This window comes from Peribacillus sp. S4 (assembly GCF_046715815.1).
GTDB lineage: Bacteria > Bacillota > Bacilli > Bacillales > DSM-1321 > Peribacillus > Peribacillus frigoritolerans.
In genome coordinates this window covers 4930817-4953718 of sequence record NZ_CP175708.1, presented here as the reverse complement: position 1 = coordinate 4953718, position 22902 = coordinate 4930817, and the positions used below count along the sequence as shown (strand labels likewise).

At 43.4% G+C, this 22902-nt stretch carries 18 protein-coding genes and 1 pseudogene; 8 read left to right on the top strand and 11 right to left on the bottom strand.

The window, feature by feature from the left end:
* Positions 1-120 precede the first annotated feature (120 nt).
* Positions 121-4671 carry a glutamate synthase large subunit gene (gene gltB / locus ACJ9PY_RS23670; RefSeq protein ID WP_411739147.1) on the top strand — a complete coding sequence of 1517 codons (4551 nt, stop codon included), beginning with the start codon at positions 121-123 and terminating at the stop codon, positions 4669-4671.
* 16 nt (positions 4672-4687) lie between these two features.
* On the top strand, positions 4688-6169 hold the full coding sequence (gltD, locus tag ACJ9PY_RS23665; RefSeq protein WP_411739146.1) for a glutamate synthase small subunit: 1482 nt from the start codon (positions 4688-4690) through the stop codon (positions 6167-6169).
* 21 nt (positions 6170-6190) lie between these two features.
* Here the strand turns inward: gltD and ACJ9PY_RS23660 are convergent, their stop codons facing one another.
* The 7 genes from ACJ9PY_RS23660 to ACJ9PY_RS23630 form a co-directional block, all read right to left on the bottom strand.
* The gene (locus ACJ9PY_RS23660; RefSeq protein WP_411739145.1) at positions 6191-6391 is read right to left on the bottom strand and encodes a hypothetical protein; all 201 of its coding nucleotides are present in this window, start codon (positions 6389-6391) and stop codon (positions 6191-6193) included.
* A 91-nt stretch (positions 6392-6482) separates the two neighbouring features.
* Positions 6483-7823 (bottom strand): MmgE/PrpD family protein, encoded by a 1341-nt coding sequence (locus ACJ9PY_RS23655; RefSeq protein ID WP_283929514.1) that lies wholly within the window; start codon positions 7821-7823, stop codon positions 6483-6485.
* A gap of 5 nt (positions 7824-7828) precedes the next feature.
* Positions 7829-8596, bottom strand: coding sequence for an amino acid ABC transporter ATP-binding protein (locus ACJ9PY_RS23650; protein WP_411739144.1), 768 nt, complete (start codon positions 8594-8596; stop codon positions 7829-7831).
* A 4-nt stretch (positions 8597-8600) separates the two neighbouring features.
* Positions 8601-9272 carry an amino acid ABC transporter permease gene (locus ACJ9PY_RS23645; protein WP_057279163.1) on the bottom strand — a complete coding sequence of 224 codons (672 nt, stop codon included), beginning with the start codon at positions 9270-9272 and terminating at the stop codon, positions 8601-8603.
* A 24-nt stretch (positions 9273-9296) separates the two neighbouring features.
* A complete protein-coding gene (locus ACJ9PY_RS23640) occupies positions 9297-10097 on the bottom strand; it encodes an amino acid ABC transporter substrate-binding protein (RefSeq protein ID WP_187050188.1) in 801 nt (266 codons plus the stop codon).
* Positions 10098-10116: 19 nt separating this feature from the next.
* The gene (locus ACJ9PY_RS23635) at positions 10117-10650 is read right to left on the bottom strand and encodes a GNAT family N-acetyltransferase (RefSeq protein WP_411739143.1); all 534 of its coding nucleotides are present in this window, start codon (positions 10648-10650) and stop codon (positions 10117-10119) included.
* Positions 10651-10734: 84 nt separating this feature from the next.
* Positions 10735-12060 (bottom strand): LLM class flavin-dependent oxidoreductase, encoded by a 1326-nt coding sequence (locus tag ACJ9PY_RS23630; RefSeq protein WP_411739142.1) that lies wholly within the window; start codon positions 12058-12060, stop codon positions 10735-10737.
* Between the two features lie 438 nt (positions 12061-12498).
* On the opposite strand from ACJ9PY_RS23630, the gene ACJ9PY_RS23625 reads away from it, so the two are divergent.
* A complete protein-coding gene (locus ACJ9PY_RS23625) occupies positions 12499-13641 on the top strand; it encodes an amidohydrolase (protein WP_411740322.1) in 1143 nt (380 codons plus the stop codon).
* Positions 13642-13644: 3 nt separating this feature from the next.
* Positions 13645-14081 (top strand): annotated as a pseudogene (locus ACJ9PY_RS23620) (cytidine deaminase).
* Positions 14082-14138: 57 nt separating this feature from the next.
* Here ACJ9PY_RS23620 and ACJ9PY_RS23615 read toward each other — a convergent pair.
* The 3 genes from ACJ9PY_RS23615 to ACJ9PY_RS23605 form a co-directional block, all read right to left on the bottom strand.
* Positions 14139-14735 carry an MEDS domain-containing protein gene (locus tag ACJ9PY_RS23615; protein WP_411739141.1) on the bottom strand — a complete coding sequence of 199 codons (597 nt, stop codon included), beginning with the start codon at positions 14733-14735 and terminating at the stop codon, positions 14139-14141.
* Positions 14736-14824: 89 nt separating this feature from the next.
* Complete coding sequence (locus ACJ9PY_RS23610; RefSeq protein ID WP_034310600.1) at positions 14825-15460, bottom strand: FusB/FusC family EF-G-binding protein; 636 nt, start codon at positions 15458-15460, stop codon at positions 14825-14827.
* A 145-nt stretch (positions 15461-15605) separates the two neighbouring features.
* Positions 15606-15869: a CD3324 family protein gene (locus tag ACJ9PY_RS23605; protein ID WP_034310602.1), complete on the bottom strand. Its 264-nt coding sequence runs from the start codon at positions 15867-15869 to the stop codon at positions 15606-15608.
* 359 nt (positions 15870-16228) lie between these two features.
* Between ACJ9PY_RS23605 and ACJ9PY_RS23600 the strand changes: the two genes are divergently transcribed.
* Positions 16229-16873, top strand: coding sequence for an SDR family oxidoreductase (locus ACJ9PY_RS23600; RefSeq protein ID WP_057279203.1), 645 nt, complete (start codon positions 16229-16231; stop codon positions 16871-16873).
* A 36-nt stretch (positions 16874-16909) separates the two neighbouring features.
* Here ACJ9PY_RS23600 and ACJ9PY_RS23595 read toward each other — a convergent pair whose 3' ends face one another.
* Complete coding sequence (locus ACJ9PY_RS23595; RefSeq protein WP_057279159.1) at positions 16910-17476, bottom strand: sugar O-acetyltransferase; 567 nt, start codon at positions 17474-17476, stop codon at positions 16910-16912.
* A 360-nt stretch (positions 17477-17836) separates the two neighbouring features.
* Between ACJ9PY_RS23595 and brnQ the strand changes: the two genes are divergently transcribed.
* The 3 genes from brnQ to ACJ9PY_RS23580 all read left to right on the top strand — a co-directional run bounded on the left by brnQ (position 17837) and on the right by ACJ9PY_RS23580 (position 22811).
* The gene (gene brnQ / locus ACJ9PY_RS23590) at positions 17837-19168 is read left to right on the top strand and encodes a branched-chain amino acid transport system II carrier protein (protein WP_411739140.1); all 1332 of its coding nucleotides are present in this window, start codon (positions 17837-17839) and stop codon (positions 19166-19168) included.
* 844 nt (positions 19169-20012) lie between these two features.
* Positions 20013-20879 carry an ATP-binding protein gene (locus ACJ9PY_RS23585; protein WP_082609479.1) on the top strand — a complete coding sequence of 289 codons (867 nt, stop codon included), beginning with the start codon at positions 20013-20015 and terminating at the stop codon, positions 20877-20879.
* A gap of 15 nt (positions 20880-20894) precedes the next feature.
* Positions 20895-22811, top strand: coding sequence for a vWA domain-containing protein (locus tag ACJ9PY_RS23580; protein WP_411739139.1), 1917 nt, complete (start codon positions 20895-20897; stop codon positions 22809-22811).
* Positions 22812-22902 lie beyond the last annotated feature (91 nt).

Sequence of the window (22902 nt, the reverse complement as noted above, 5' to 3'; positions counted from 1 at the left end):
TGCCATTCATCTCAAATTGAGATGGATTCTACTAGAATTATATATTGTTTATATCGATTTGAAAACCTAGAATAAATGTAAGTGACATAACGGTGTAAGAATACGATGGGGGCGATTAATATGACATACAATCAAATACCAAAAGCACAAGGGCTCTACCATCCTGAATTTGAACATGATGCATGTGGGATCGGTTTATACGCTCATTTAAAAGGGCTTGCTACACATGACATCGTCAAACAAGGACTGAATATGCTGTGCCAATTAGATCATCGCGGCGGACAAGGCAGCGATCCTCTTACAGGAGATGGCGCAGGATTAATGGTACAGATTCCTGATGAATATTTCAGGCTGGCATGTCCGGAAATGAATTTGCCGGCAAAAGGACGCTATGGTGTAGGCATGCTCTTTTTCTCTAACAATGATGATGAACGGAATGAAATCGAAGCTCGTTTGAATGCATTTATCGAACAAGAGGGCCAAACGTTATTAGGCTGGAGAACGGTTCCTGTTGATGCAACGAAAATCGGGGAGGTCGGCAAGGAGACATGTCCGACGATCCGCCAAGTATTCATCGGGGCAGGCGTAGAGATTACCGATGATTTAGCTTTTGAGCGTAAATTGTTCGTTATCAGAAAACAAGCTGAAAACTGGGCCCGGGAACGCGGCAATCGTTTTTATTTTGCCAGCCTTTCAAGTGCTACGATCGTATACAAAGGATTGTTGACGCCAGAGCAGGTGGATGCTTTTTATCTTGATCTCCAACAGGAGTCTTTCGTTTCCGCTTTCGCTTTAGTGCATTCCCGCTTCAGTACGAATACTTTTCCTAGCTGGGAACGGGCACATCCAAACCGTTACCTGATCCATAATGGTGAAATCAATACGCTTAGAGGCAATGTGAATTGGATGAAGGCGCGTGAGCAGCAGTTTGTTTCGGAAGCATTCGGGGATGACCTGCAAAAGGTCCTGCCTATTCTGGATATAGACGGCAGTGATTCCTCGATTCTTGATAATGCACTTGAATTCTTCGTGCTTGCCGGGCGTAAACCGGCACATGCGGCGATGATGCTCATTCCTGAACCGTGGACGGAAAATCCGCATATGACGAAGGAAAAGAAAGCATTTTACGAATATCATAGCATGCTCATGGAGCCATGGGATGGACCGACGGCCATATCCTTTACGAATGGCAAGCAAATCGGTGCCATCCTTGATCGAAATGGTTTAAGGCCGGCAAGGTATTATGTAACAAAAGATGATTACATCATTTTCTCCTCTGAAGTCGGCGTGATCGATGTGGAGCCGGAGAATGTATTATATAAAGATCGTTTAAGTCCAGGCAGAATGCTTTTAATAGATTTAGAGGAAGGCCGTATTGTTTCCGATGAAGAGATCAAGTCGGAAATGGCCCAGGAAAATCCATACCAGCAATGGCTGGACGAACAGCTTGTTCAATTAAGTGACGAAGAACCTGTGCTCGAAGGGGAGCCTTTGAGTGATTTATTATTCAGGCAAAAAGCGTTCGGATACACGTATGAAGATGTCCAAAAGTATTTACTGCCGGTCATTAACGAAGGCAAAGATCCACTGGGCAGCATGGGCAATGACATTCCGTTAGCGGTCTTATCAGATCGCCCGCAATCGCTTTTCAACTATTTCAAGCAATCTTTTGCACAGGTAACCAATCCGCCGATCGATTCGCTGCGTGAACAGATCGTCACGTCAACGATGACATTTCTCGGTGCGGAAGGAGATTTGCTGAAGCCGGATGAAACGAACAGCCGCCGCATTCAATTGGATTCGCCTGTTTTGACGCCGGGTCAAATGCAGCAGTTGAAAGAAAATGCCTATCCTGAATTCAGGAGCAAAGTCATTCACACTTTATTTTCAGAAGATTTAGAGAGTGAACTCGATCGCATCTGCCGTGAAGCGGAACAAGCGATCGCTGATGGTGTCAGCCTTTTGATATTATCTGACAAGGATATGAGCAAAGAAAAAGCTGCGATTCCTTCCCTGCTGGCTGCGAGCGCCCTTCATCAAGAGCTGATCCGCCATGGTAACCGTACGAAGGTGAGCATTATCGTTGAATCGGGGGAAGCAAGGGAAGTCCATCATTATGCATCCCTAATCGGGTATGGAGTGGATGCGATTTACCCGTATCTTGCTTATGAAACATATAAGCAGGCGGTATTGGAAGGCAGTTTGGCCACCAGCTATGAAGAAACGGTAAGGAAATATGTCAGCTCTGTGACAGAAGGCATCGTAAAAGTGATGTCGAAAATGGGGATTTCAACGATTCAAAGTTATCGCGGCGCACAAATTTTCGAAGCGGTCGGAATCGGTGCTGATGTGATCGAACGCTATTTCAGCGGTACGGCATCGCAGCTTAGTGGAATCGATTTGGTAACGATCGCAGATGAAGCGTTGATTCGCCATAGGAAAGCTGCAGCCGATTCCCTTGATGAAACGCTTGAAAGCGGAAGTGATTTTCAATGGAGAAAAACAGGGGAACATCATGCTTTCAATCCTAAAACGATCCATACATTGCAATGGGCGTGCCGGAAAGGCGATTATAATTTATTTAAGCAATATTCAAACTTGGCGAATGAAGAGAGACTTGGGTTTTTACGGAATTTATTCTCGTTCGATCAAAAACGCCAAAGCATTTCAATAGATGAAGTGGAATCCGTGGAATCCATCGTCAGCCGATTCAAAACGGGCGCGATGTCATTCGGTTCATTGAGTCAGGAAGCGCATGAAACATTAGCGATCGCGATGAACCGTTTAGGCGGAAAAAGCAATAGCGGTGAAGGCGGGGAGCATCCTAGCCGTTACCAACTGGATGAAAACGGCGATAATCGCCGCAGCGGTATTAAACAAATTGCGTCCGGCCGTTTTGGAGTGAAAAGCCATTACCTTGTTAATGCCGATGAACTTCAAATCAAAATGGCGCAAGGTGCTAAGCCGGGTGAAGGCGGCCAGCTGCCCGGAAACAAAGTATATCCTTGGGTTGCAGAGGTCCGCGGTTCCACACCGGGTGTCGGCCTGATTTCACCGCCTCCGCATCACGATATCTATTCGATTGAAGATTTGGCACAGCTGATCCATGATTTGAAAAATGCGAACCGTGAGGCCAGGATCAGCGTCAAGCTTGTGTCAAAAGCAGGCGTAGGCACGATCGCAGCCGGCGTGGCCAAAGGAGCCGCAGATGTCATCGTTATCAGCGGGTATGATGGCGGTACGGGTGCATCACCAAAAACGAGTATCAAACATACGGGTCTTCCTTGGGAGCTGGGTCTTGCCGAAGCACACCAAACATTGATGCTGAATGGCCTGCGCAGCCGTGTTGTCCTTGAAACGGATGGGAAGTTAATGACGGGACGCGATGTGGTCATGGCAGCTATCCTTGGAGCGGAAGAATTCGGCTTTGCTACAGCACCGCTTGTGGTCCTAGGCTGTGTCATGATGCGTGCTTGCCATTTGGATACATGTCCTGTCGGGGTAGCTACCCAAAACCCTGAACTTCGCAGCAAATTCACTGGAGATGCGGATCATGTCGTGAATTTCATGCGCTTCATCGCTGAGGAAGTCCGGGAAACGATGGCTGAGCTTGGCTTTAGAACACTGGAAGAAATGGTCGGCCGCACTGATGTTTTACAAGTGAGCGAGCGGGCGCAAAACCATTGGAAAGCGAAGCATCTGGACTTGACGACACTTCTTTTCCAACCGGAGGGGATTCGTACGTATCAACTTCCGCAAAACCATAAAATAGAAGAATCTTTGGATATCCGTGAGATTTTACCTGTTGTGGAGCCTGCTTTAAATGACCAAACCCAGGTGGATGTCAGCTTCCCGATTACCAATGTGAACCGTGTGGTCGGAACGATCGTCGGCAGTGAAGTATCCAAACGCTACGGTGAGGAAGGGTTGCCTGAAGATACGATCACACTTCGTTTTACAGGATCGGCGGGCCAGAGCTTCGGTGCATTCATTCCAAAGGGGATGTCGATGTATTTGACTGGAGATGTGAATGACTATGTTGGGAAAGGCTTATCTGGCGGGAAGATCATTGTCACGGCACCTTCTGGCAATCAGATCGAGGCCGGGGACAATGTAATTGCCGGAAATATCGCCTTATATGGTGCAACAAGCGGCGAGGCCTACATTAATGGGCGTGCGGGAGAAAGATTTGCCGTACGGAACAGTGGAGTCAATGTCGTCGTTGAAGGAATTGGAGATCATGGCTGTGAGTATATGACTGGCGGACGCGTGGTCATTCTGGGCGACGTCGGCAAAAACTTTGCGGCAGGCATGTCAGGCGGCATCGCTTATGTACTTGCTGATGATGCAGAAGAATTCAAGGCATTATGCAATGGCGAAATGATAGAATTCGAGACGCTTGATGATATGGATGATGCCAACGAGGTAAAAGAAATGCTTTACAGCCACCTTCATTATACAGAAAGTGCCAAAGCATCGTATGTACTGGAGAACTGGGAGGGTTTCGCTAAGAAATTCGTAAAAGTCATTCCGAAAGATTACAAACGGATGATCAAAAGCATCAATGAGCAGAAGCTTGCAGGGCTATCGGATGAAGAAGCGATCATGAGTGCATTCCAAGCAAATGCCGTTCAAGATAAAAAAATCACTAAACAAGCTGTGATGCAGTAAGGAAGGGGAGAGAAAGATGGGAAAAGCAACAGGATTTATGGATTATCCGCGAGAAAAACCAAAAGACCGGAATCCTCTCACTCGTTTAAACGACTGGAGAGAGTATACAGCTCCTTTCTCTGATGAAAAGTTAAGTACACAGGGAGCGCGGTGTATGGACTGCGCCACCCCTTTCTGCCATATGGGCATGGAATTGAACCGAGTCACTACGGGCTGTCCGATTCATAACCTTATTCCGGAGTGGAATGATCTGGTGTACCGCGGCAGATGGAAAGAAGCATTGGACCGTTTATCGAAAACGAATAATTTCCCTGAATTCACCGGGCGCGTCTGCCCGGCTCCTTGTGAAGGGTCTTGTACGGTAGCGATAAGCGATCCTGCCGTTACCATCAAGAACATAGAACGGACCATCATCGATAAAGGATTTGAAAATGGCTGGATAACGCCTCGCATCCCTGAAAGCAGGACCGGCAAGAAAATTGCCATCATCGGTTCGGGCCCGGCAGGAATGGCGAGTGCCGACCAGTTGAATCAAGCAGGTCATTCGGTCACGGTTTATGAGCGCTCAGACCGTGCAGGCGGGCTGTTGACATACGGAATCCCGAACATGAAACTTGAAAAGGATATCGTTGCACGCCGAATCAAATTATTGACCCAGGAAGGTATCGATTTCATTACCAATACAGAAGTAGGCAAAGATATAACAGCCGAAGAACTGCAAGATCAGTATGATGCAGTCATCCTTTGTACAGGTGCCCAAAAGCAGCGTGACCTGGTAATTGAAGGACGCGGGGCATCAGGCATTCACCTTGCAATGGATTACTTGACTACATCGACTAAAAGCCTGTTGGACTCCAATTTTGAAGACGGCAAGTTCATAGACACAAAGGGGAAGGATGTCATCGTCATCGGCGGCGGGGATACAGGAGCTGACTGTGTCGCAACTGCCCTTCGCCAGGGATGTAAGAGCGTCGTACAATTCGGGAAGCATCCAATCCTTCCGACGGCCCGTACATCTGATAATATGTGGCCGGCCTACCCGAATGTCTTTTCCCTTGATTATGCGTATGAAGAAGCGGAAGCGAAATTCGGTGCAGATCCGCGTCAATATTCAATCCAAACAAAAAAAATCGTCGCCGATGAAAATGGCAACGTTAAAGAACTGCACACAATCTCCATGGAAAAAGTCAAAGGCGATGACGGAATGTACATTTTCAGGGAAGTTCCAGGAACTGAAAAAGTATGGCCTGCACAATTCGTTTTCATCGCAATCGGATTTGAAGGAACGGAAATGCCGCTATTAACTCAATTTGGCGTAGAAACAGTCAATCAAAAAATTGATGCCGTCTATGGCGAATACAGAACGAATGTCGAAGGGGTTTTCGCTGCCGGAGATGCAAGAAGAGGGCAAAGCCTCATCGTTTGGGCAATCAATGAAGGCCGAGAAGTGGCAAGAGAAGTGGACCGCTACTTAATGGGTGCAACCGTATTGCCTTAAACTCAAAAAAAAGAAGTGCCATTATGGCGCTTCTTTTTTTTCTGTGGTGGGAAATATGTACTCACGAGTAAATGCCCCGAATTCACGAGTAAAGCGCCAAAACTCACGAGTAAATGCCCGGAATTCACGAGTAAAAGCGCGGAAACTCACGAGTAAATGCCCCGAATTCACGAGTAAAACGTCAAAACTCACGAGTAAATGCCCGGAATTCAAGAGTGACACACCGAAACTCACCTCACGTATAAAGATACCGTATTGATGGTATACAAAATAGGCGAGCAGCATAAATACTGTTCGCCTAATTTACTTTCAGTCAGCTTCTATAGTCAGCTTCTTGAAGAACGCCAAGTGATGTGTGATTCAGTGCATGGACAGCCGCTATTATTTTCTCTGTCTCTACTTCATCTCCTATGGCTTTATGCAATTTTTCTATTAGCTGGGGTTTTGTTAATGGGTTCCCAGGACTTCCTTTAGGTGTATCGATTCGTTTCGATAGTACGTCCCCACTCGTTGTGGTCACGGTCACAATTGTAAATCTTCCCACTGGGAGTGCTGCTTTGGAAGGCTTGATCGTTGCATCCGTCTCCCTATTTACTTTTTGCAAGGATTTTCTCCATGAATGGGGAAGAGGTTTCGATTCAAAAGAAGCAAAGGTCAGGGGCTTGCCTGTAAGCGCGAGCCATACAATATACTCAATCGAAAATCTTCCTTCTTCACCGGTTGAAGGGCTATGGTGAATCAAAGCGGAATCACCATTTGGAGGAAAGCAAACACTCACCGATTCAATATCTTCTTCCGACAAATCGTACGTCTTATGTAAAAAGACAGCTGCATCAGCGCCATGTGCCGCAGCAGAACAAAAAGGGTACTGTTTAAACCATAATCCCGGTGTTACGATCCGCCATGTCTTTCCCCAATTTTCCGTCAAATCGGGAACTCCATTTTCTGCATATACCTCAAAGAATCCATTCTTATCATTCAAAAAGTCGGGGTTGCTATGTAATCCCATCCGAATCCAATCAGCGGAATCCACAGCATTTTTAGCAGCAATCCCTACATGGAGCGGCTTTATTACAGTGCCAAATTGGAGTCGTAAACCCGCCGATTGGGTAGCTGCAAGACTCATGGTTTCAGCTATTAAGCGTGGTGAGTATTCCCGTAAATACGCAACCGCACCAGCTGCAGCTATTACGCCAAGTGTAGCTGTATTATGCCAGCCTTTTGTATAATGATATGGGTTCATAGCTTCCCCGAACCGAGCCATGATTTCCACACCAACCACATAGGCAGCTAAAAAACGTTTTCCTGTCATTTCAGGTTCTCCAACTGCTAACAATGCAGACAAAATGACTGCGCTTGGATGACCTCGTACGTCTGAATGTACATCATCATAATCTAGTAAATGAGCTTGAAAGCCATTGAAGAGTGCGGCCTGGGATCTTGTTGCATGTATGTGGCTTCCAATCAAGTAACTCGTCCCATTTCCGCCTTCTTCCAAAATGATTTGCTTTAAAATCGTAATTTCCTTTTCGGATTTCGTTTGATAGGAAACAGCAAGATAATCAAGAAGTCCATCAATTGCAGCTTGTAATACTCCTTCATTTACCAACGGATTGGAATGATAAATCATTTCAGATAACCTTTCCGTGTTCATGCACTTCACTTCCTTTTTTGCCTGGCAGATCCTTCCGTTTCATCTCCCATCTGCCGTAAAAAACGCTGAGTTCGCGAATTAAGAGAATGCTCAATTACTTGTTCTGGGGTGCCTTGTTCGATAATATGTCCGTCTGCCATGAATATGACATGGTCAGCAACTTCCTTGGCAAATTGCATTTCGTGCGTCACGATCACCATTGTGGTATCCTCTTTCGCTAACTCCCGTATGACTTGTAAAACCTCATTAACCAATTCGGGATCTAGAGCGGAGGTAGGTTCATCAAATAAAATGGCATGTGGTTTCACAGCTAATGCTCTAGCGATGCTGACACGCTGCTGTTGCCCGCCGGATAAGGTAGCGGGGTATTGTTGGGCTTGTTTTTCCAAGCCAACCCGATTCAATAAATCAACGCCGATTTGAATGGCTTCCTCTTTTTTCATTTTTTTGCTGACAAGCAATGCTTCAATCACGTTTTTTAAGGCCGTTTTATTTTTAAAAAGGTTATAGTGTTGGAATACCATCGCTGTTTGCTGTCTTAATTGATAGGCGTCTTTCTCTTTATATTTTTGGGTATCCAATTTTACATCCTTGATTTCGATGGTGCCGCTGTTGGGCTTTTCCAACAAGTTCAGACAGCGTAATAACGTTGATTTTCCAGAACCTGAAGGGCCAATAATGGCGACAACTTCCCCGGTTCTTATTTCCAAGTTAATATCGTTCAATACTTGTTTATCATCAAAATATTTAGATAAGTTTCTTACTTTTATCATATGATCACCTTCTAAGTGGTTTGCTGAGCCAAATTTCCAGGTATTTTTGTATCCAAGAATAAAGAATAACCAATAGCCAGTAAATCAAGCCAACCACCAAATACGTCTCGAAAAAGCGCATGTTAGCGGATGCAATAATTTTTCCCTCTGCAAATAATTCCGTAATTCCTAATGTAAAGGCAAGGGACGTTTCTTTAATCAAAGATATAAATGTATTCCCTGTTGCGGGCAATGCATTTAAAGCAGCCTGTGGTAATATGATTCGCGAGTAAATCTGCACTCTTTTCATGCCTGTTGCAAGGCCCGCTTCCATCTGCCCTTTGTCCACGGAGTTCAAACCAGCTCGGAAAATTTCTGCTAAATAAGAGGATTCCTTCAAACTGAATCCAATGATTGCCGCCGTCATTGCTTCCATCGTTGACAACGACGGGAATAACTGTGGTAAACCGTAATAAATGATGAATAATTGTACCAATGTTGGCATTCCACGGAATAAAGAGATATATAAGCCTGCCAATTGGGTGATTCCAAAAATATTGCTATTTCTTATTAAGGCTACTACAAGTCCGATAATAATGGCTAAAGCCATCGAAATGATGGCTAAAACCAGAGTGATTGGAATAAATTTTGCGATTTGCAGGGAAATTTCCAACATATATTGTAAATCAAAATTCATAATGCTTTAAAACCTCCGCTATGCTTATTCGCCGGAATTCGTGGTGATGTCTTCACCAAAATATTTATTGGACAGCTTCGCTAATGTACCATCTTCTTTAAGTTTTTTGATTTCTGTCGTGAATTCATCATTTAATTTTTTGCCTTTTTCTGTTTTGGTAAATGGATACCCTACATTTTCATAGGCCACTGGATCGCCAACCAGTTTTAGCGGAAGATCATTTTTCTTTATCTCGGCAACCAGGATTGGGCGGGAATTGATATAGCCATCTACACGGTTGTTAATGGCATCTTGCATCGCACCATCCCGGGTTTCATAGGTTCGTATTTTGATTTCGCCATTTTTATCATATTTTTCTAGGTTTGTGACGTTATTAGACCCCAGCACACCGGAAACGGTCTTGCCTTTAAGATCAGCCAAACCTTTAATATCATCGTTTTTTGTGCTTGATACAATTTGTGCACCATAATAACTATACGGCTCTGTAAAATTAAATTGCTCTTCGCGTTCTGGTGTTATAGCAACGGCATTCGCAACGGTGTCCAGTTTACCTGATCCCAATTGCCCCATTATCCCACTGAAATCAGAAGTGACCCACTCTACCTTGTATCCTAAATTCTTGGCGATGAGTTCTGTAAGTTCTACGTCAAAACCTATTAATTTACCATCCTCTTGATAACCATTTGGATAGCTTTGGCCAGTGGACCCTACTTTAATTGTTTTTTGTTCGGAATCATTGGCCGCATTCTCTTGTTTTGAATTGCCACATGCTGCAAGTACTAATATGAAAAGTAATGCAAGTCCAAGGGAAAGAATTTTTTTCATCGTTATTTACCTCCTGTTATTAAATGGTTTGATTATGTTTTTCGGTCCAAGCTTGATATTGTCCAGGCTGCAAGATTTTCCTCAAATAAATTGTGAGATGGCCTTTGCCTAAATCTTTTTGCCCGATCTCTTCAAATCCACTTTTTTCGTACATTTCCTTTAGCCATGGATGATTATCCGCGGTTCCGAGCGTAACCGCAGGGGCTCGCAGTTGCTTCTTCAAAATTTCTTCTTCGAGCCATGACAGCACTTTTTTCCCTATTCCTTGACGCTTATACGCAGGGTTTGTAGCGAACCAGCCTATGTGTGGCAATACGAGCGGGCCAGGATTAGGGCCCCAAGGCAACCGGATCGATACGGTCGAAATAAATGTCCCGCTTTCCTCCAGGACATATGCCTTATTTTCGGATATATGCTTTATCGCTTCCTCCCTCGTGGCCGTTGCTGCAGAGAAGTGAATGTCCAACTCTCTTATACTCGCATAAGCATCCAATGTTAATTGGAGGAATTTATCCACATCTTCTACACGTACTTCACGAAATGTTTGACTCATCTTGCGCCTCCTATACTCTATCTAGTTAATTCCTCTTCGGGTGGGTGATTCCGTCTTTGAGAACTATCCGTCAGGTGTAAGTGTTTAAAGCTGGGAATATTGGTTGGCCGGTTTATCCAAGCCGAGATTCCCTCGTAATGTGTTGCTTTCATACTCAGTACGGAAAATTCCTTTCGATTGCAGTTCAGGGACAACAAGTTCTACAAAATCCGTTAAAGAATCAGGCAAGAGGGCTGGCATGATATTAAAGCCATCAGCCGCATTTCCATTCACCCAATCTTCAATCTTATCCGCAATCTGCGTTGGTGTTCCAATTGCGATATGATGTCCACGTGATCCTGCAACCCACTGATATGTCTGACGTAACGTCAAATTTTCATTGATCGCCCGTTTAACGATCAAATCATATTTACTTTGGATGCCGTCTACATGTTCTGGTAGCGTAATATCAGCGAACGGTGTATCCAAAGGGATGTTCGAAAAATCCACATTTCCAAAATATCTTCCCATAACAGCCAATCCTATTTCGGGAATGATCAGCTCCTGCAATGCCTCGTACTTTTCTTTGGCTTCCTTCTCGGTCTGTCCCACAATCGGGAACAACCCTGGCATGATGCTCAAGCTGTTTTTCCCCCGATTGAAAGCGGCCAATTGACCTTTTAATTCATGGTAAAATGAAACCGCGTCCTCCTTGTTCTCCTGGGCAGTAAAGACGATCTCTGCGTGCTTTGCTGCAAGCAATTGCCCAGGGCCAGAAGAGCCTGCTTGTACAATGACCGGATGCCCCTGGGGGGAGCGGGAAATATTTAATGGTCCTTTTACATTGAAAAACTCACCTTGGTGATTGATTTCATGAAACTTGCTTTCATCAATGAATTGGCCAGTTTCTTTATCGATGACCAATGTATCGTCTTCCCATGAGTCCCACAATTTCTTGGTAACTTCAACAAATTCAGTCGCCCTTTTATAACGGAGTCCATGTTCTAAATGTTCTGACTTATTGAAGTTTACTGCAGTGGAGGCAAGGGACGTTGTGACTACGTTCCAGCCAGCGCGGCCGGAGGTAATATGGTCTAAAGAAGCAAATTTCCTAGCAACATTAAAGGGTTCTTCGTAAGTGGTGGAGGCCGTTGAAACCAAACCAATATTGGAAGTCGCCGAGGCTAGATAAGATAACAAGGTCAATGGCTCGAATCGAGTCAGAATATTAGGATGCGAGTCCTTTGCAACTGACAAACTATCTGCCAAAAATAATAAGTCAAATAAACCTTTTTCGGCAGTCTGGGCCAACCCTTTAAAATAATCGATGCTCATATTACCTTTCGGATTGGCGTTAGGATGTCTCCAGGAAGCAACGTGATGTCCTGTTCCGGCCAAAAATACACCAAGCTTTACTGTTTTCTTTTTCATGTGTCAATTGCTCCTTTATGTCTTCACTTTTAAACGCAGGGGATTTATAATGGTAATATCCTTACTGGTTTACTATGAATTAATGCTGAAATAAAACCCGCTTCAGTTTAGAAGAGGGTTTCTTCCGACTATATATTTCCTTACTTGTTTTCTACTAAATTGAATCCTTTTTCGGGTTGATACGTTAATATAATATAGAAATTAAATCAAATGGTAGCATCTTATATAATAAATTGTCAATGTTAAATATTCGGAATATACACATTTATCATTTCCGGAAAACATTGTTATGGTGCTTATGACTCGACCTAAATTAGAGCTCAGTCTTTATACGTTAATCAAATAGCTTATTTGAAAGCTGTTTCAATTGATATTCCTTGGCTATTAGCTTTCGTTCTTTACTATTCGGATTTTTAAGGAGATGGACAACCGTTGACCATGAGCAATGTAGAATTGGAAAATTATTTATTGGAATTCAGACGCGATCTTCATATGACACCTGAATTATCAAACCAAGAATTTGAAACGACTAAAAAAATTAAAGAAGCGCTTCAAACTCAAGATATCAAGATACTTGATTTCCCATTGAAAACTGGTGTCGTAGCTGAGATAAAAGGGAGTAAGCCGGGACCTACGATAGCACTTCGCTCAGATATTGATGCTTTACCAATTTTAGAGCAATCTGAGGTGGATTTTCCTTCAAGGCACAGCGGCGTGATGCATGCATGTGGTCATGATTTTCACACTTCCGTCATTTTGGGGACTGCTTTTTTATTAAAAAAAGAAGAAAGAGATCTATCCGGAACGATTCGCTTGATTTTTCAGCCTGCGGAGGAAACGGGGCATGGTGCAAGTGCTTTAATGGAAACCGGTGTGCTGGATGATGTGGATGTGATTTTTGGCCTTCATAATGATCCGACATTGCAAGTTGGGGAGTTAGGGACAAAACATGGAGCTCTGACAGCGGGAGTCGATCGCTTTGAAGTGCATGTTAAAGCAACTGGTTCTCATGCGGCCAAACCGGAAGAGGGTAATGATCCGATTATCATAACAGGACATATTATCTCAACGTTGCAAACCATCATCAGCCGCAATGTGGCGCCAAAAGAGTCCGCGGTTTTGAGCATCACCCAAATTCATAGCGGCTCAACGTGGAACGTTATCCCGGATAGTGCATATATGGAAGGAACCGTCCGCACCTTCAGTAAAACTCAACGAGAGTTCATTCAGAAACGTATGAAACAGGTCCTGCACGGTATTAGTGAAACATTCAATGCAAATGTTGAATTATCATGGCATCCTGGCCCGCCATCAGTTGATAATACGCCTGAATGGGCAGATTTGGCGCTTCAGGTTGGAGACATAGCAGGTTACACGACAAAAACCTTGGAAGCTAGTTCAATAGGGGAAGACTTCGCTTTTTACCAAGAAAAAATTCCAGGTGCTTTCGTCATGATAGGGTCGGGCGGTCCTTATGACCTGCATCATCCTAAGTTTATAGTAGATGAAAAAGCACTTTTTCCAGCTGCTTCTTATTTCCGCTTATTGGCTTTAGAAGCGTTAAAAAAAATTCTTGAATGAAATATTAGAAGAGACGGAGGTCCAGTCATCAAAACTTATCCATTGAATGAGTCGGATCGTGATTTAATAGAAGCTGCAAGTGCAAAAATTAGAGATCTTTATGAGGAAAATAGGCATCATGTTGGCGCTGCATTAAAAACGAGTTCTGCTGCGTTAACGTATTGAAGCGTATATTGGCCGGGTTACTGTATGTGCAGAAGCCATTGGATCGGCAAGGCGATATCGGACGGGGAAAAGGGATTCGATACCATCGTGGCGGTTAAGCATCCCTATTCCGATGTGAAGAAAGAGCTTTTAAAGTGGTTAGCCCGAGTGGGATGTGTCGGGAATTAATCTCGGATTATGCAAAAGAGTGCTTTGTCATCCTGAATATTAATGGGGAAACGGTAAAGACGAAGGTCGGTGAATTAATGCCGTATAAATACACGAGGGATTCATGATAAATGCAACGGGAAAAACACGCTTAGGGGAATTCCTAAGCGTGTAAGTGTATTATTTCAAACAGATGGCAAGTATTGTTCACAGATGGTGATATCATCGTCTTCTAGAACATAAGGATGTGTTTCCAGTAAAATGGTTTTTAGGTATTCTGGCATCCTATCACCTTTGTACGCACAAATTAATGGAAATGACAGCAGATTTACAGCTTTATCTACTGTTCTCTCAAATTCCTCTATGATATGCAGGGGCTCTTCCAAGGTTGCCCATTCCACATGTGCCCATGATCGGAAAGAGATTTTATTTTCGACATAGGGCTGAACCGTTTTATTAAAGTATTCTTCGATTGCAGGAGGATGATAACTGCCGCTTGAGCAATAGAAATCGAAGTTGTTCACAAAGTGAAGGAGCTTCATTTGTTCTTTTGTTAACCGAGTGCTTAGTTCTTTATGGATAATGGGGTAAATACGGTCATTTTCAACAAGAATGACGTAATCCCCCGCCATGATGCCATCTTGGATATAACTTAAAACTTGTTTAATGTAATTTTCCATTTCATTATAGGAATATAGCACATGAACATTTTTTTGGTCTTCGAACAACTGATTCATTTTGCTTTTCAATATATCAATCCTTCTTTCATGTATCGTTTCCATTATACTAGAATTCCATAGCAGGACAAAATGAGAGTTTTTTAACAAGGGCAAAAAGCAATCCTTCTCCATTGAAGGATTGCTTTTCCGTTTTATTTCAGCCGTTCGATCAGGTCGGTCATTTTATCCAAAGTGGTTATGTTCTGGTTGCATTTCATGCTGTCCAGACAAATATAATTCCCTTTTTTAATAAATGTCCCTTGGACGGTTCCTTTTGTTTCAGACATGAACATCCCTACTTCTTCAAAGCGGCTGCATATGGCACAGATCCCTTTTTTGTTGGCAGGTTTAATGGTTCCATGCAATCCGGTGAGTTTATGATGATGGGGGGCAATGATGAATTTCTTTCCGGATCCGACATCATCCCATCCCAGGTATGAAATCTCTCTCAAATCGATGTTTTCCAACAAAGGGGTTTTTAATTTCTTTGCTTTAGGAAATAGTTTTTTTATCGTTTTTTCGGTTACTTCTTTAAATGGGATCACAAATGGCTTTACCTGTAGTAGAAAGGCTTCGGCTTGTGCGGGATCTTTGATGGTATCCACTGGATCCAGCAGTTGTTTTTGCTCTTCGCTCAAGTCACTGAATAAGCTTAGTACCCTTTCTTTGGCGACTGTTTTCAGGGTGTTGATCACATCCTTATCGTTGGCAGTCGCGTGTCCATTTATGAGAATTTGTGTTTGGGATTTTATGAAGTTATACTGCTCGCTCCTGATAAAAGGTTCCATTTTCTTCACTCCTGTTTCTTCAAGTGTTACCGTTTCTCTTTACTTTACATAAATTGCATCTGCTTTAAAAGGGGGGAAACGACTAAGAAACATACTCGGCATACAAATAGCACTGATATCATTATCAGTGCTACCCGTGTAATCTTTATTTAGAATATACGATTTTCTTGATGGTTTCCGCGGAGAGAAAATGTTCCTCGGCTAATTGATGGATGGAATGCCCGTCTTTGAAAGCATATTTTATAGAGGCATTTCGGTCATCGATCAATTCCCTTGATCCCGAACGGGTTCCCCATTTGTGATGGGCTTTTTCGGGTTTAGGGATATATATGGTTTCACCTTGCACATACTTTTGAATTTCAACGATCAGCTTTTCAGGTAAAACGGCCGTCGCTTTTACATACTTCATTTCTGCCAGCCCCTTATTCTTTATTAAGAATGAAATAAGGTGCAAAGCCGAATATTAGAAATGATAAGGCGGGCGATTAAATTTAGCTTAATTCAACCCCATGCAAAGTATCGCCTCCAATACTAGGCTTTGCATGAGACGCTGCAGAAGGTGGCATTAACATTCGTATTGCCATCTTTACACCTCCCCTTTGTGTTTCTGAAGAACACGTGTTGTTCTTATTATAAAATAGAATAGGGTGAGTTGCCAAACTTTTTCCAATGTTAAAGCTGAATCGGCGGGCTGATTGTTTGATAATGTTCTGAGTCCATGAAATAATTTGGAGGGAAACCAAACTAAACATTATGGGAGCTGACTTTATGAAAGTATTCGTAGTTGGGGCAAATGGGCAGATCGGTAAACATCTTGTAGATTTATTAAACGACAGCCCGGATCATAGTGTGCGGGCAATGGTTCGCAAAGAAGAACAAAGTGAGCATTTAAAGAAAAATGGAATTGAATCTGCAGTCGTCAGTTTAACTGGATCAGTGGATGAGATTGCGAATGCGGCAAAAGGCTGCGATGCCATCGTGTTCACAGCAGGGTCCGGAGGTAGCACCGGTGCTGATCAAACGCTGTTGATTGATCTGGATGGTGCAGTTAAAACGATTGAAGCAGCAGAAAACCTGGGAATCGACCGATTCATCATGGTGAGTGCTTTTCAGGCCAATAATCGCGAAAACTGGAATGAAGCCATCAAACCGTATTATGTGGCCAAGCACTATGCGGATAGGGCATTGTTACAAAGCGATTTAAATTATACGATCATTCGGCCTGGCGGTCTGGTTAATGAACCGGGAACGGGCAAAGTGACCGCCGCCGAGGAATTGGAAAGAGGATCGATTGCCCGTGAAGATGTGGCCCGTACGATCCTTGCTTCATTGACCGATGAAAATACCTATAAGCGTTCATTTGATTTAATCTCTGGCGATACTGCAATCGCGGAAGCCTTGAGGAAAATTTAACGTAAAACAGGGGCAGAGCCACTCAGTGGACTCTGCTTATTTAATTCCTTCGATATTCTTGATGACCTTCGCTGGATTTCCACCGACAACAACGCCTTCAGGAACATCCTTTGTTACGACTGCGCCTGAGGCGACAACGGAATGACTCCCTATTGTAACGCCAGGATTGATGATGGCCCTTCCTCCAATCCATACATGATCCCCTATCGTAACCGGTTTTCCGTATTCCACTCCAGAACTGCGTTCAAAGGGATCCAGCGGATGTGTAGCTGTATAGATATGCACTCCGGGAGCCAACATGCAGTCCCTGCCAATTTTCACTTCGCAAACATCCAAAATGACACAATCAAAATTAGCATAAAAGTTTTCCCCGACAGAAATATTGTATCCATAGTCACAACGGAAAGTGGGTTCAATATATACATTTAGCCCAGTGGAACCTAAAAGCCGTTTCAGCAGTGCGGTCCGTTCATCTCCTTCGCTTTCCGTTGTCTGATTGTATAACCGGGTCAACTTTCTGGCATTTTCCCTATCTCTGATTAATTCCGGATCAGCGGCGATGTAAGGTTTCCCGCTCACCATCTTTTCTTTTTCAGTATTCATGTATGCGCCTCCTGTTTCTTTTTTATATAGTTTGAAAAAAATATTTGAATATTAAAACATTTTTCCTGCAAAATAAATTGCAGTACTTTTTACTCAACTTTTCTGTTGGATCTAAATGCCTCTCTCGTTTTTTTTAAAAGAAGTTAGAAAAGAAAGATTTTTCCGAATAATGAATGAAATAGCTTTGACAAACGTTCCGCCGGATTTTATAGTAAGAGGAGTTATGGGTGATTCATAGTTTCATGAAGGTCCATTTTAACAGATCAGTAGAATGGTTCGAAGTTCATGTCATTTTTTTTCGGAAATTGTGGACAACTCTTTTCTTGGTTAAGATAATCACAAAACAATGGAGGGCTCTATATGTCACAGAAAGCACCGCTGTCTTTCGTCATTGTAACAGGATTAATGCTTTTTGCTTTATTTTTTGGTGCAGGAAACTTAATTTTCCCTGCCATGCTCGGTCAATCAGCGGGGACCAATTTATGGTCGGCCAGTTTAGGATTCATCATTACTGGTGTTGGACTGCCATTCATTACAATATTGGCCTTTGGTTTTTCAGGAAAAAATGATGTTCAATCGCTTGCAAGCAGGGCACACCCCTTATTCGGCATCATTTTCACCGTCGTTCTTTATTTATCTTTGGGACCGCTTTTCGCACTTCCCAGAACGGGGAGTGTATCATACGAAATAGGGATTAAACCTTTCCTATCTAATGATGTCGGTTTTTTACCATTGCTGATATTCACGATCATATACTTTGGGATTGCCTGTTTATTATCCATCAATCCATCAAAAATGCTCGATATCGTCGGAAAAATATTAACACCTTTATTATTGATTTTCATCGGGATTCTCATTGTGGTCGCAATTATTAACCCAATGGGTGAAATCCAGGCACCAGCGGCTGATTATTCAGATAATTCTTTCTTTAAGGGATTTAAAGAAGGATATTTGACCATGGATACGCTGGCCGGATTTGCATTTGGGATCATCGTCATCAATGCGATCAAAGATAGAGGGATAACATCAAGAAAAGAAGTGTTGGGCTTCTGTCTGAAAGCCGGCTTAATCGCTGCCAGCTTGTTGGTGATCGTTTATGCGTCTATAACTTATGTCGGGGCAACAAGTGTGGAAAACCTCGGTCAACTGGGTAATGGCGGAGACGTTTTGGCCCAAGCCTCGAACCATTTTTTCGGACCGGCTGGTGCCGTGTTGTTAGGGTTGATTGTGATCGCTGCTTGCCTGACTACAAGCATCGGTTTGATAACGGCTTGTGCTACGTATTTCAATAAAATACTGCCTGCCGTATCGTATAAATCATATGTCGTCATCTTCTCCGTTTTCAGTGCGGCCGTTGCCAATGTAGGTTTGACCAAGCTGATTTCCATTACAGTGCCTGTGTTAACTGCGCTTTATCCCGTGGCGATCGTTTTGATCGTTCTTACGTTCTTCCATTCCTTATTCAAAGGGAAATCGGAGGTATATTTAGGAAGCTTATTATTAACGGCCATCATCAGCATAATGGATGGAATAGTGGCATCAGGCATTAAACTGGATGCCGTTTCGGACCTTTTCACTCAATACCTTCCACTATATAGTGTAGGGGTGGGCTGGGTGATTCCTGCCATCATCGGCGGTGTATTGGGCTATATGGTATACCTATTGAAAGGTGAACCTAAGGAAGCCTATTAAGGGATATCAGAGTGAACCTCGAATAACGTTGATTTCCACTCCAGGCACTCGCTTTCCGCGGGCGGTCCGGGAGCCTCCTCGGCGCTCTTTGCGCCTGTGGGGTCTCCCTTGGCCGCGCTTTTCCGCAGGAGTCTCGTACCTTCCGTTCCAATCAACTGGATTGTCTTTAAAGAAAAAACTGTAGTTGGTTTCATCTTTAAGCTTGATTAAGACAGGGTTACACTTTCGGTTTTTATTGTTTTATGAACCCTATTGGATTGAAGAAATTTGCGACACTTCTGCCGAATATCTGGCTAGCCAAGACCCCACAGCCGCTTGCGGTGAGGAGGCTTGGCAGACAGTCGGCGGAAAGGGAGCGGATTTCAGAAATCAAGCTGAAACGTCTTTTACATAAAAAAGCTGCAGCGAACTAGTTCAATATGGTTTTTTATTGTTTTATGAACCCTTATTGGATTGAAGAAATTTGCGACACTCCTGCCGAATATCTGGCTAGCCAAGACCCCACAGCCGCTTGCGGTGAGGAGGCTTGGCAGACAGTCGGCGGAAAGGGAGCGGATTTCAGAAATCTGCTGGAACGTCTTTTTTAAAAAAACTGCAGATATACTAGTTCTATATGGTTTTTTATTGTTTTATGAAACTCTTATTGTATGGAAGAAAGCTGCGACACTCAGTTTGTTTTGATGAGTTTTGGTTAGAGTAAGGAACGGACTTCTGAAATGAAAAACTCACTTTACTCCGGGTTTATCTGCAGTCGGGGAGCTGTCTTGATGACAGCTCCTTTTCTTAGTGTTTGTTTTTAATGGGAAAGAGCCTTAAAATGTTCAGAAAGGGGTGTAGGAACATAATGATCAATCGATTACCAACAGAAATAGCAAATATATTACAAGCAAGCAAAAAGAATCCTGCTCAATTTGAGGAATTGATCAGGAGCGGCGGATATCTCCCTCCCGAGATGGAGTTGATGGTGGATGCCATCACGGCCTTGAGCATGGGGAAGAATATCCTTTTGAAGGGTCCGACAGGGGCTGGAAAGACAAAGTTTGCCGAGACTTTATCGAACTTATTCAATCAGCCGATGTTCAGTGTCAACTGCTCAGTCGACTTGGATGCAGAAAGCTTATTGGGCTTCAAGACGCTGGCTTACAAAGAGGAAAAACAAGTGATAGAATTCGTACCTGGACCAGTGACCAATTCGATGAATCACGGTCACTTCTTATATATAGATGAAATCAACATGGCAAAACCGGAGACTCTGCCGCTTATCAATGGTGTGCTTGATTACAGAAGGACGATAACGAATCCGTTCACGAATGAAGTGATAACGGCAAAAGAGGGCTTTAATGTGATTGCTGCAATCAATGAAGGGTATGTCGGGACAGTGCCGCTGAACGAAGCGCTAAAAAATAGGTTTGTCATCATTGAAGTTCCTTATATCGAAGGGGAGCAGTTAAAGCAATTGATAGAAACCAATACAAAGCTGAAGGACCCAAGAAGTATTGATTTGTTCGTTAAACTGTCGAGTGATTTGATAAATGCCGTGAATCAAGGGAAGGTGGCTGAAGATGCGGCGTCGATCAGGGCTTTGCTTGATGCTTGCGATCTGAGTGTGTTGATCCCGCCGAAACGGGCGATCCTTCGTTCCATTGTGGATAAGTTGGACGAGGAACGGGAGCGTGAGTTCGTGAAGAACTTGGCTGACACATTATTCTAACTAGGAGAATGCCTCATGAAGTATATCCGGTTCAATGATTCAATAATAGATACGGCACTTTTTTTACAGCTTCAGGATCTCTCGACTGTTTTATCCGGCATTCCTGAGCTGGAATTCGAATACAATTATGGCTCCTTCATTGACCTGATCGAGAATAAGGTCACTGCCAGCCACTTTTGGGAAAATGGCAATAAGGAAGTGAAGGAAGCAGGGCTGAAAACGGACGTGCTTCTTAGAACGATAGGCACGCTGCATCATACAACAATCCGGAGCATGAAGGAGTACCAGGACAGCATCGGGGAAAGTTCACTTCCGAAGTTTGCAGCCCAATTATTCGCTTTGCTGGAAGATTTGCGATTGGAAGAATTGGTGAAGAAAGAAAGACCAGGCACGAAAAAATGGTTTTCGGTAAGGGGGGCTTACCTTAAACAATATTTCGAAAGCCAATTGGCGACGAATGTCACAAGAAGTTTTGCACTGGATGAATTATATTGCCTCATATATTTATTACTTCAATCCGACAGGCCGGATCCGATTTTTCCGAGAGCCAACGAAAGGCAGCTGGAAGAACTGGAGAAACTGAAACCGTTCATCCATTCGGTCTTTGATGCCACTAAAACCAGTGATATCACGAGGATTTGCGAGCAAATCGTTTTCCGTGTGAACGATGGGTACGAAGATACGATGAATGAATATTTCATTTTCCCCATTGCAAGTGTGGAAAAGTATAAAGCAAATACCTTATTTGATGAACTGACTAGAAATGATGAACTGTTGAACGATGATACAGATGATGCAGACGAAGAAAAAAGTGAGTTCATTGATGAAAAATTTTCGACTTGGCATCGGGAGAACAAGAACGGCGAAAGTAATTCGACGTTTCTCCAATTTGAATTGGAGCAGGGAACGAAAACAAGCCTGATGGGCGGAGGTGCCCGGGAAGCGGAAGATGCCGACCAAGCACTGGCTTCGATCCAGGGTTCATCAGGGGAAAGTCAACAAAAGGAATACAATCAGCAAGAAACGCTGGAGAAGAAACAAACCAATATGGGCAAAAGCGGTGAACATCCATTTGGTGAAGAAAATAAAGACGTCGTTCAGGTAATCAAAGAAGCCGAAGTACCAACACTTATGGAAGAGAAACGCTACCGAGAGTTTGTTGCGGATATCGAACCGTTCAAGAGGAAACTCTCCAGCACCATTGAAAAGACGCTGGAAAATAAAAAGAACGCACCAAGAAAAGATTTGGTTTTTGGCCGTTTATCAAAGAAATTACTGCCGCTTGTATTTGAAGAAAATCCAAGGGTCTTTTATAAAAAGAACCAGGATTCCAATGAAATGGATGCGGTATTCACATTGCTTATCGATTGCTCGGCTTCCATGCACAACAAAATGGATGAAACGAAACGAGGGGTCGTCCTGTTTCATGAAGTGCTGAAGAAATTAAGGATCCCCCACTCGATCGTGGGTTTCTGGGAAGATGCCAATGAAGTGAGGGAAGGATATCAGCCAAACTACTTCCATGTGATCCAGTCCCATTCCGATTCTCTTTATCTAAACTCAGGAGCTAAAATCATGCAGCTTGAGCCAGAGGAAGACAACCGCGACGGATACAGTATCAGGGTTGCCACAATGGAATTGGAAAAAAGGCGCGAAAAAAACCGTTTCTTGCTCGTATTTTCCGATGGTGAGCCGGCGGCAAGCGATTATGATCAAAATGGAATTGTCGATACACACCTTGCTGTTTCGGAAGCCAGAAAAAAGGGCATCGAAGTCATCGGCCTGTTTTTAGCGGATGGAGGCATCGATGAGAGTGAAGAGATGACAATGAAAAACATCTATGGCAAAGAACGCCTGATGATTCCGAGTGTAGCTGAATTGCCAGAGCAATTTACACCGCTGTTAAAAAAATTGCTGCTGAAGACCATTTAAGAAACATATAGATAAAAACGCAGTAGGATTCAAGTTTTGGATCTTACTGTTTTTTTTTGGCTTTGTCAACTATTGGTGGAAACTTAAAATG

Coding starts and splice junctions, on each gene's coding strand:
- ACJ9PY_RS23625 (WP_411740322.1), top strand. CDS start 12,499: ATGAGCAATGTAGAATTGGAAAATTATTTATTGGAATTCAGACGCGAT.
- ACJ9PY_RS23655 (WP_283929514.1), bottom strand. CDS start 7,823: ATGAACACGGAAAGGTTATCTGAAATGATTTATCATTCCAATCCGTTG.
- ACJ9PY_RS23610 (WP_034310600.1), bottom strand. CDS start 15,460: ATGGAACCTTTTATCAGGAGCGAGCAGTATAACTTCATAAAATCCCAA.
- ACJ9PY_RS23640 (WP_187050188.1), bottom strand. CDS start 10,097: ATGAAAAAAATTCTTTCCCTTGGACTTGCATTACTTTTCATATTAGTA.
- gltD (WP_411739146.1), top strand. CDS start 4,688: ATGGGAAAAGCAACAGGATTTATGGATTATCCGCGAGAAAAACCAAAA.
- ACJ9PY_RS23650 (WP_411739144.1), bottom strand. CDS start 8,596: ATGATAAAAGTAAGAAACTTATCTAAATATTTTGATGATAAACAAGTA.
- ACJ9PY_RS23630 (WP_411739142.1), bottom strand. CDS start 12,060: ATGAAAAAGAAAACAGTAAAGCTTGGTGTATTTTTGGCCGGAACAGGA.
- ACJ9PY_RS23600 (WP_057279203.1), top strand. CDS start 16,229: ATGAAAGTATTCGTAGTTGGGGCAAATGGGCAGATCGGTAAACATCTT.
- gltB (WP_411739147.1), top strand. CDS start 121: ATGACATACAATCAAATACCAAAAGCACAAGGGCTCTACCATCCTGAA.
- ACJ9PY_RS23635 (WP_411739143.1), bottom strand. CDS start 10,650: ATGAGTCAAACATTTCGTGAAGTACGTGTAGAAGATGTGGATAAATTC.
- ACJ9PY_RS23615 (WP_411739141.1), bottom strand. CDS start 14,735: ATGGAAACGATACATGAAAGAAGGATTGATATATTGAAAAGCAAAATG.
- ACJ9PY_RS23585 (WP_082609479.1), top strand. CDS start 20,013: ATGATCAATCGATTACCAACAGAAATAGCAAATATATTACAAGCAAGC.
- ACJ9PY_RS23595 (WP_057279159.1), bottom strand. CDS start 17,476: ATGAATACTGAAAAAGAAAAGATGGTGAGCGGGAAACCTTACATCGCC.
- ACJ9PY_RS23645 (WP_057279163.1), bottom strand. CDS start 9,272: ATGAATTTTGATTTACAATATATGTTGGAAATTTCCCTGCAAATCGCA.
- brnQ (WP_411739140.1), top strand. CDS start 17,837: ATGTCACAGAAAGCACCGCTGTCTTTCGTCATTGTAACAGGATTAATG.
- ACJ9PY_RS23580 (WP_411739139.1), top strand. CDS start 20,895: ATGAAGTATATCCGGTTCAATGATTCAATAATAGATACGGCACTTTTT.
- ACJ9PY_RS23605 (WP_034310602.1), bottom strand. CDS start 15,869: ATGAAGTATGTAAAAGCGACGGCCGTTTTACCTGAAAAGCTGATCGTT.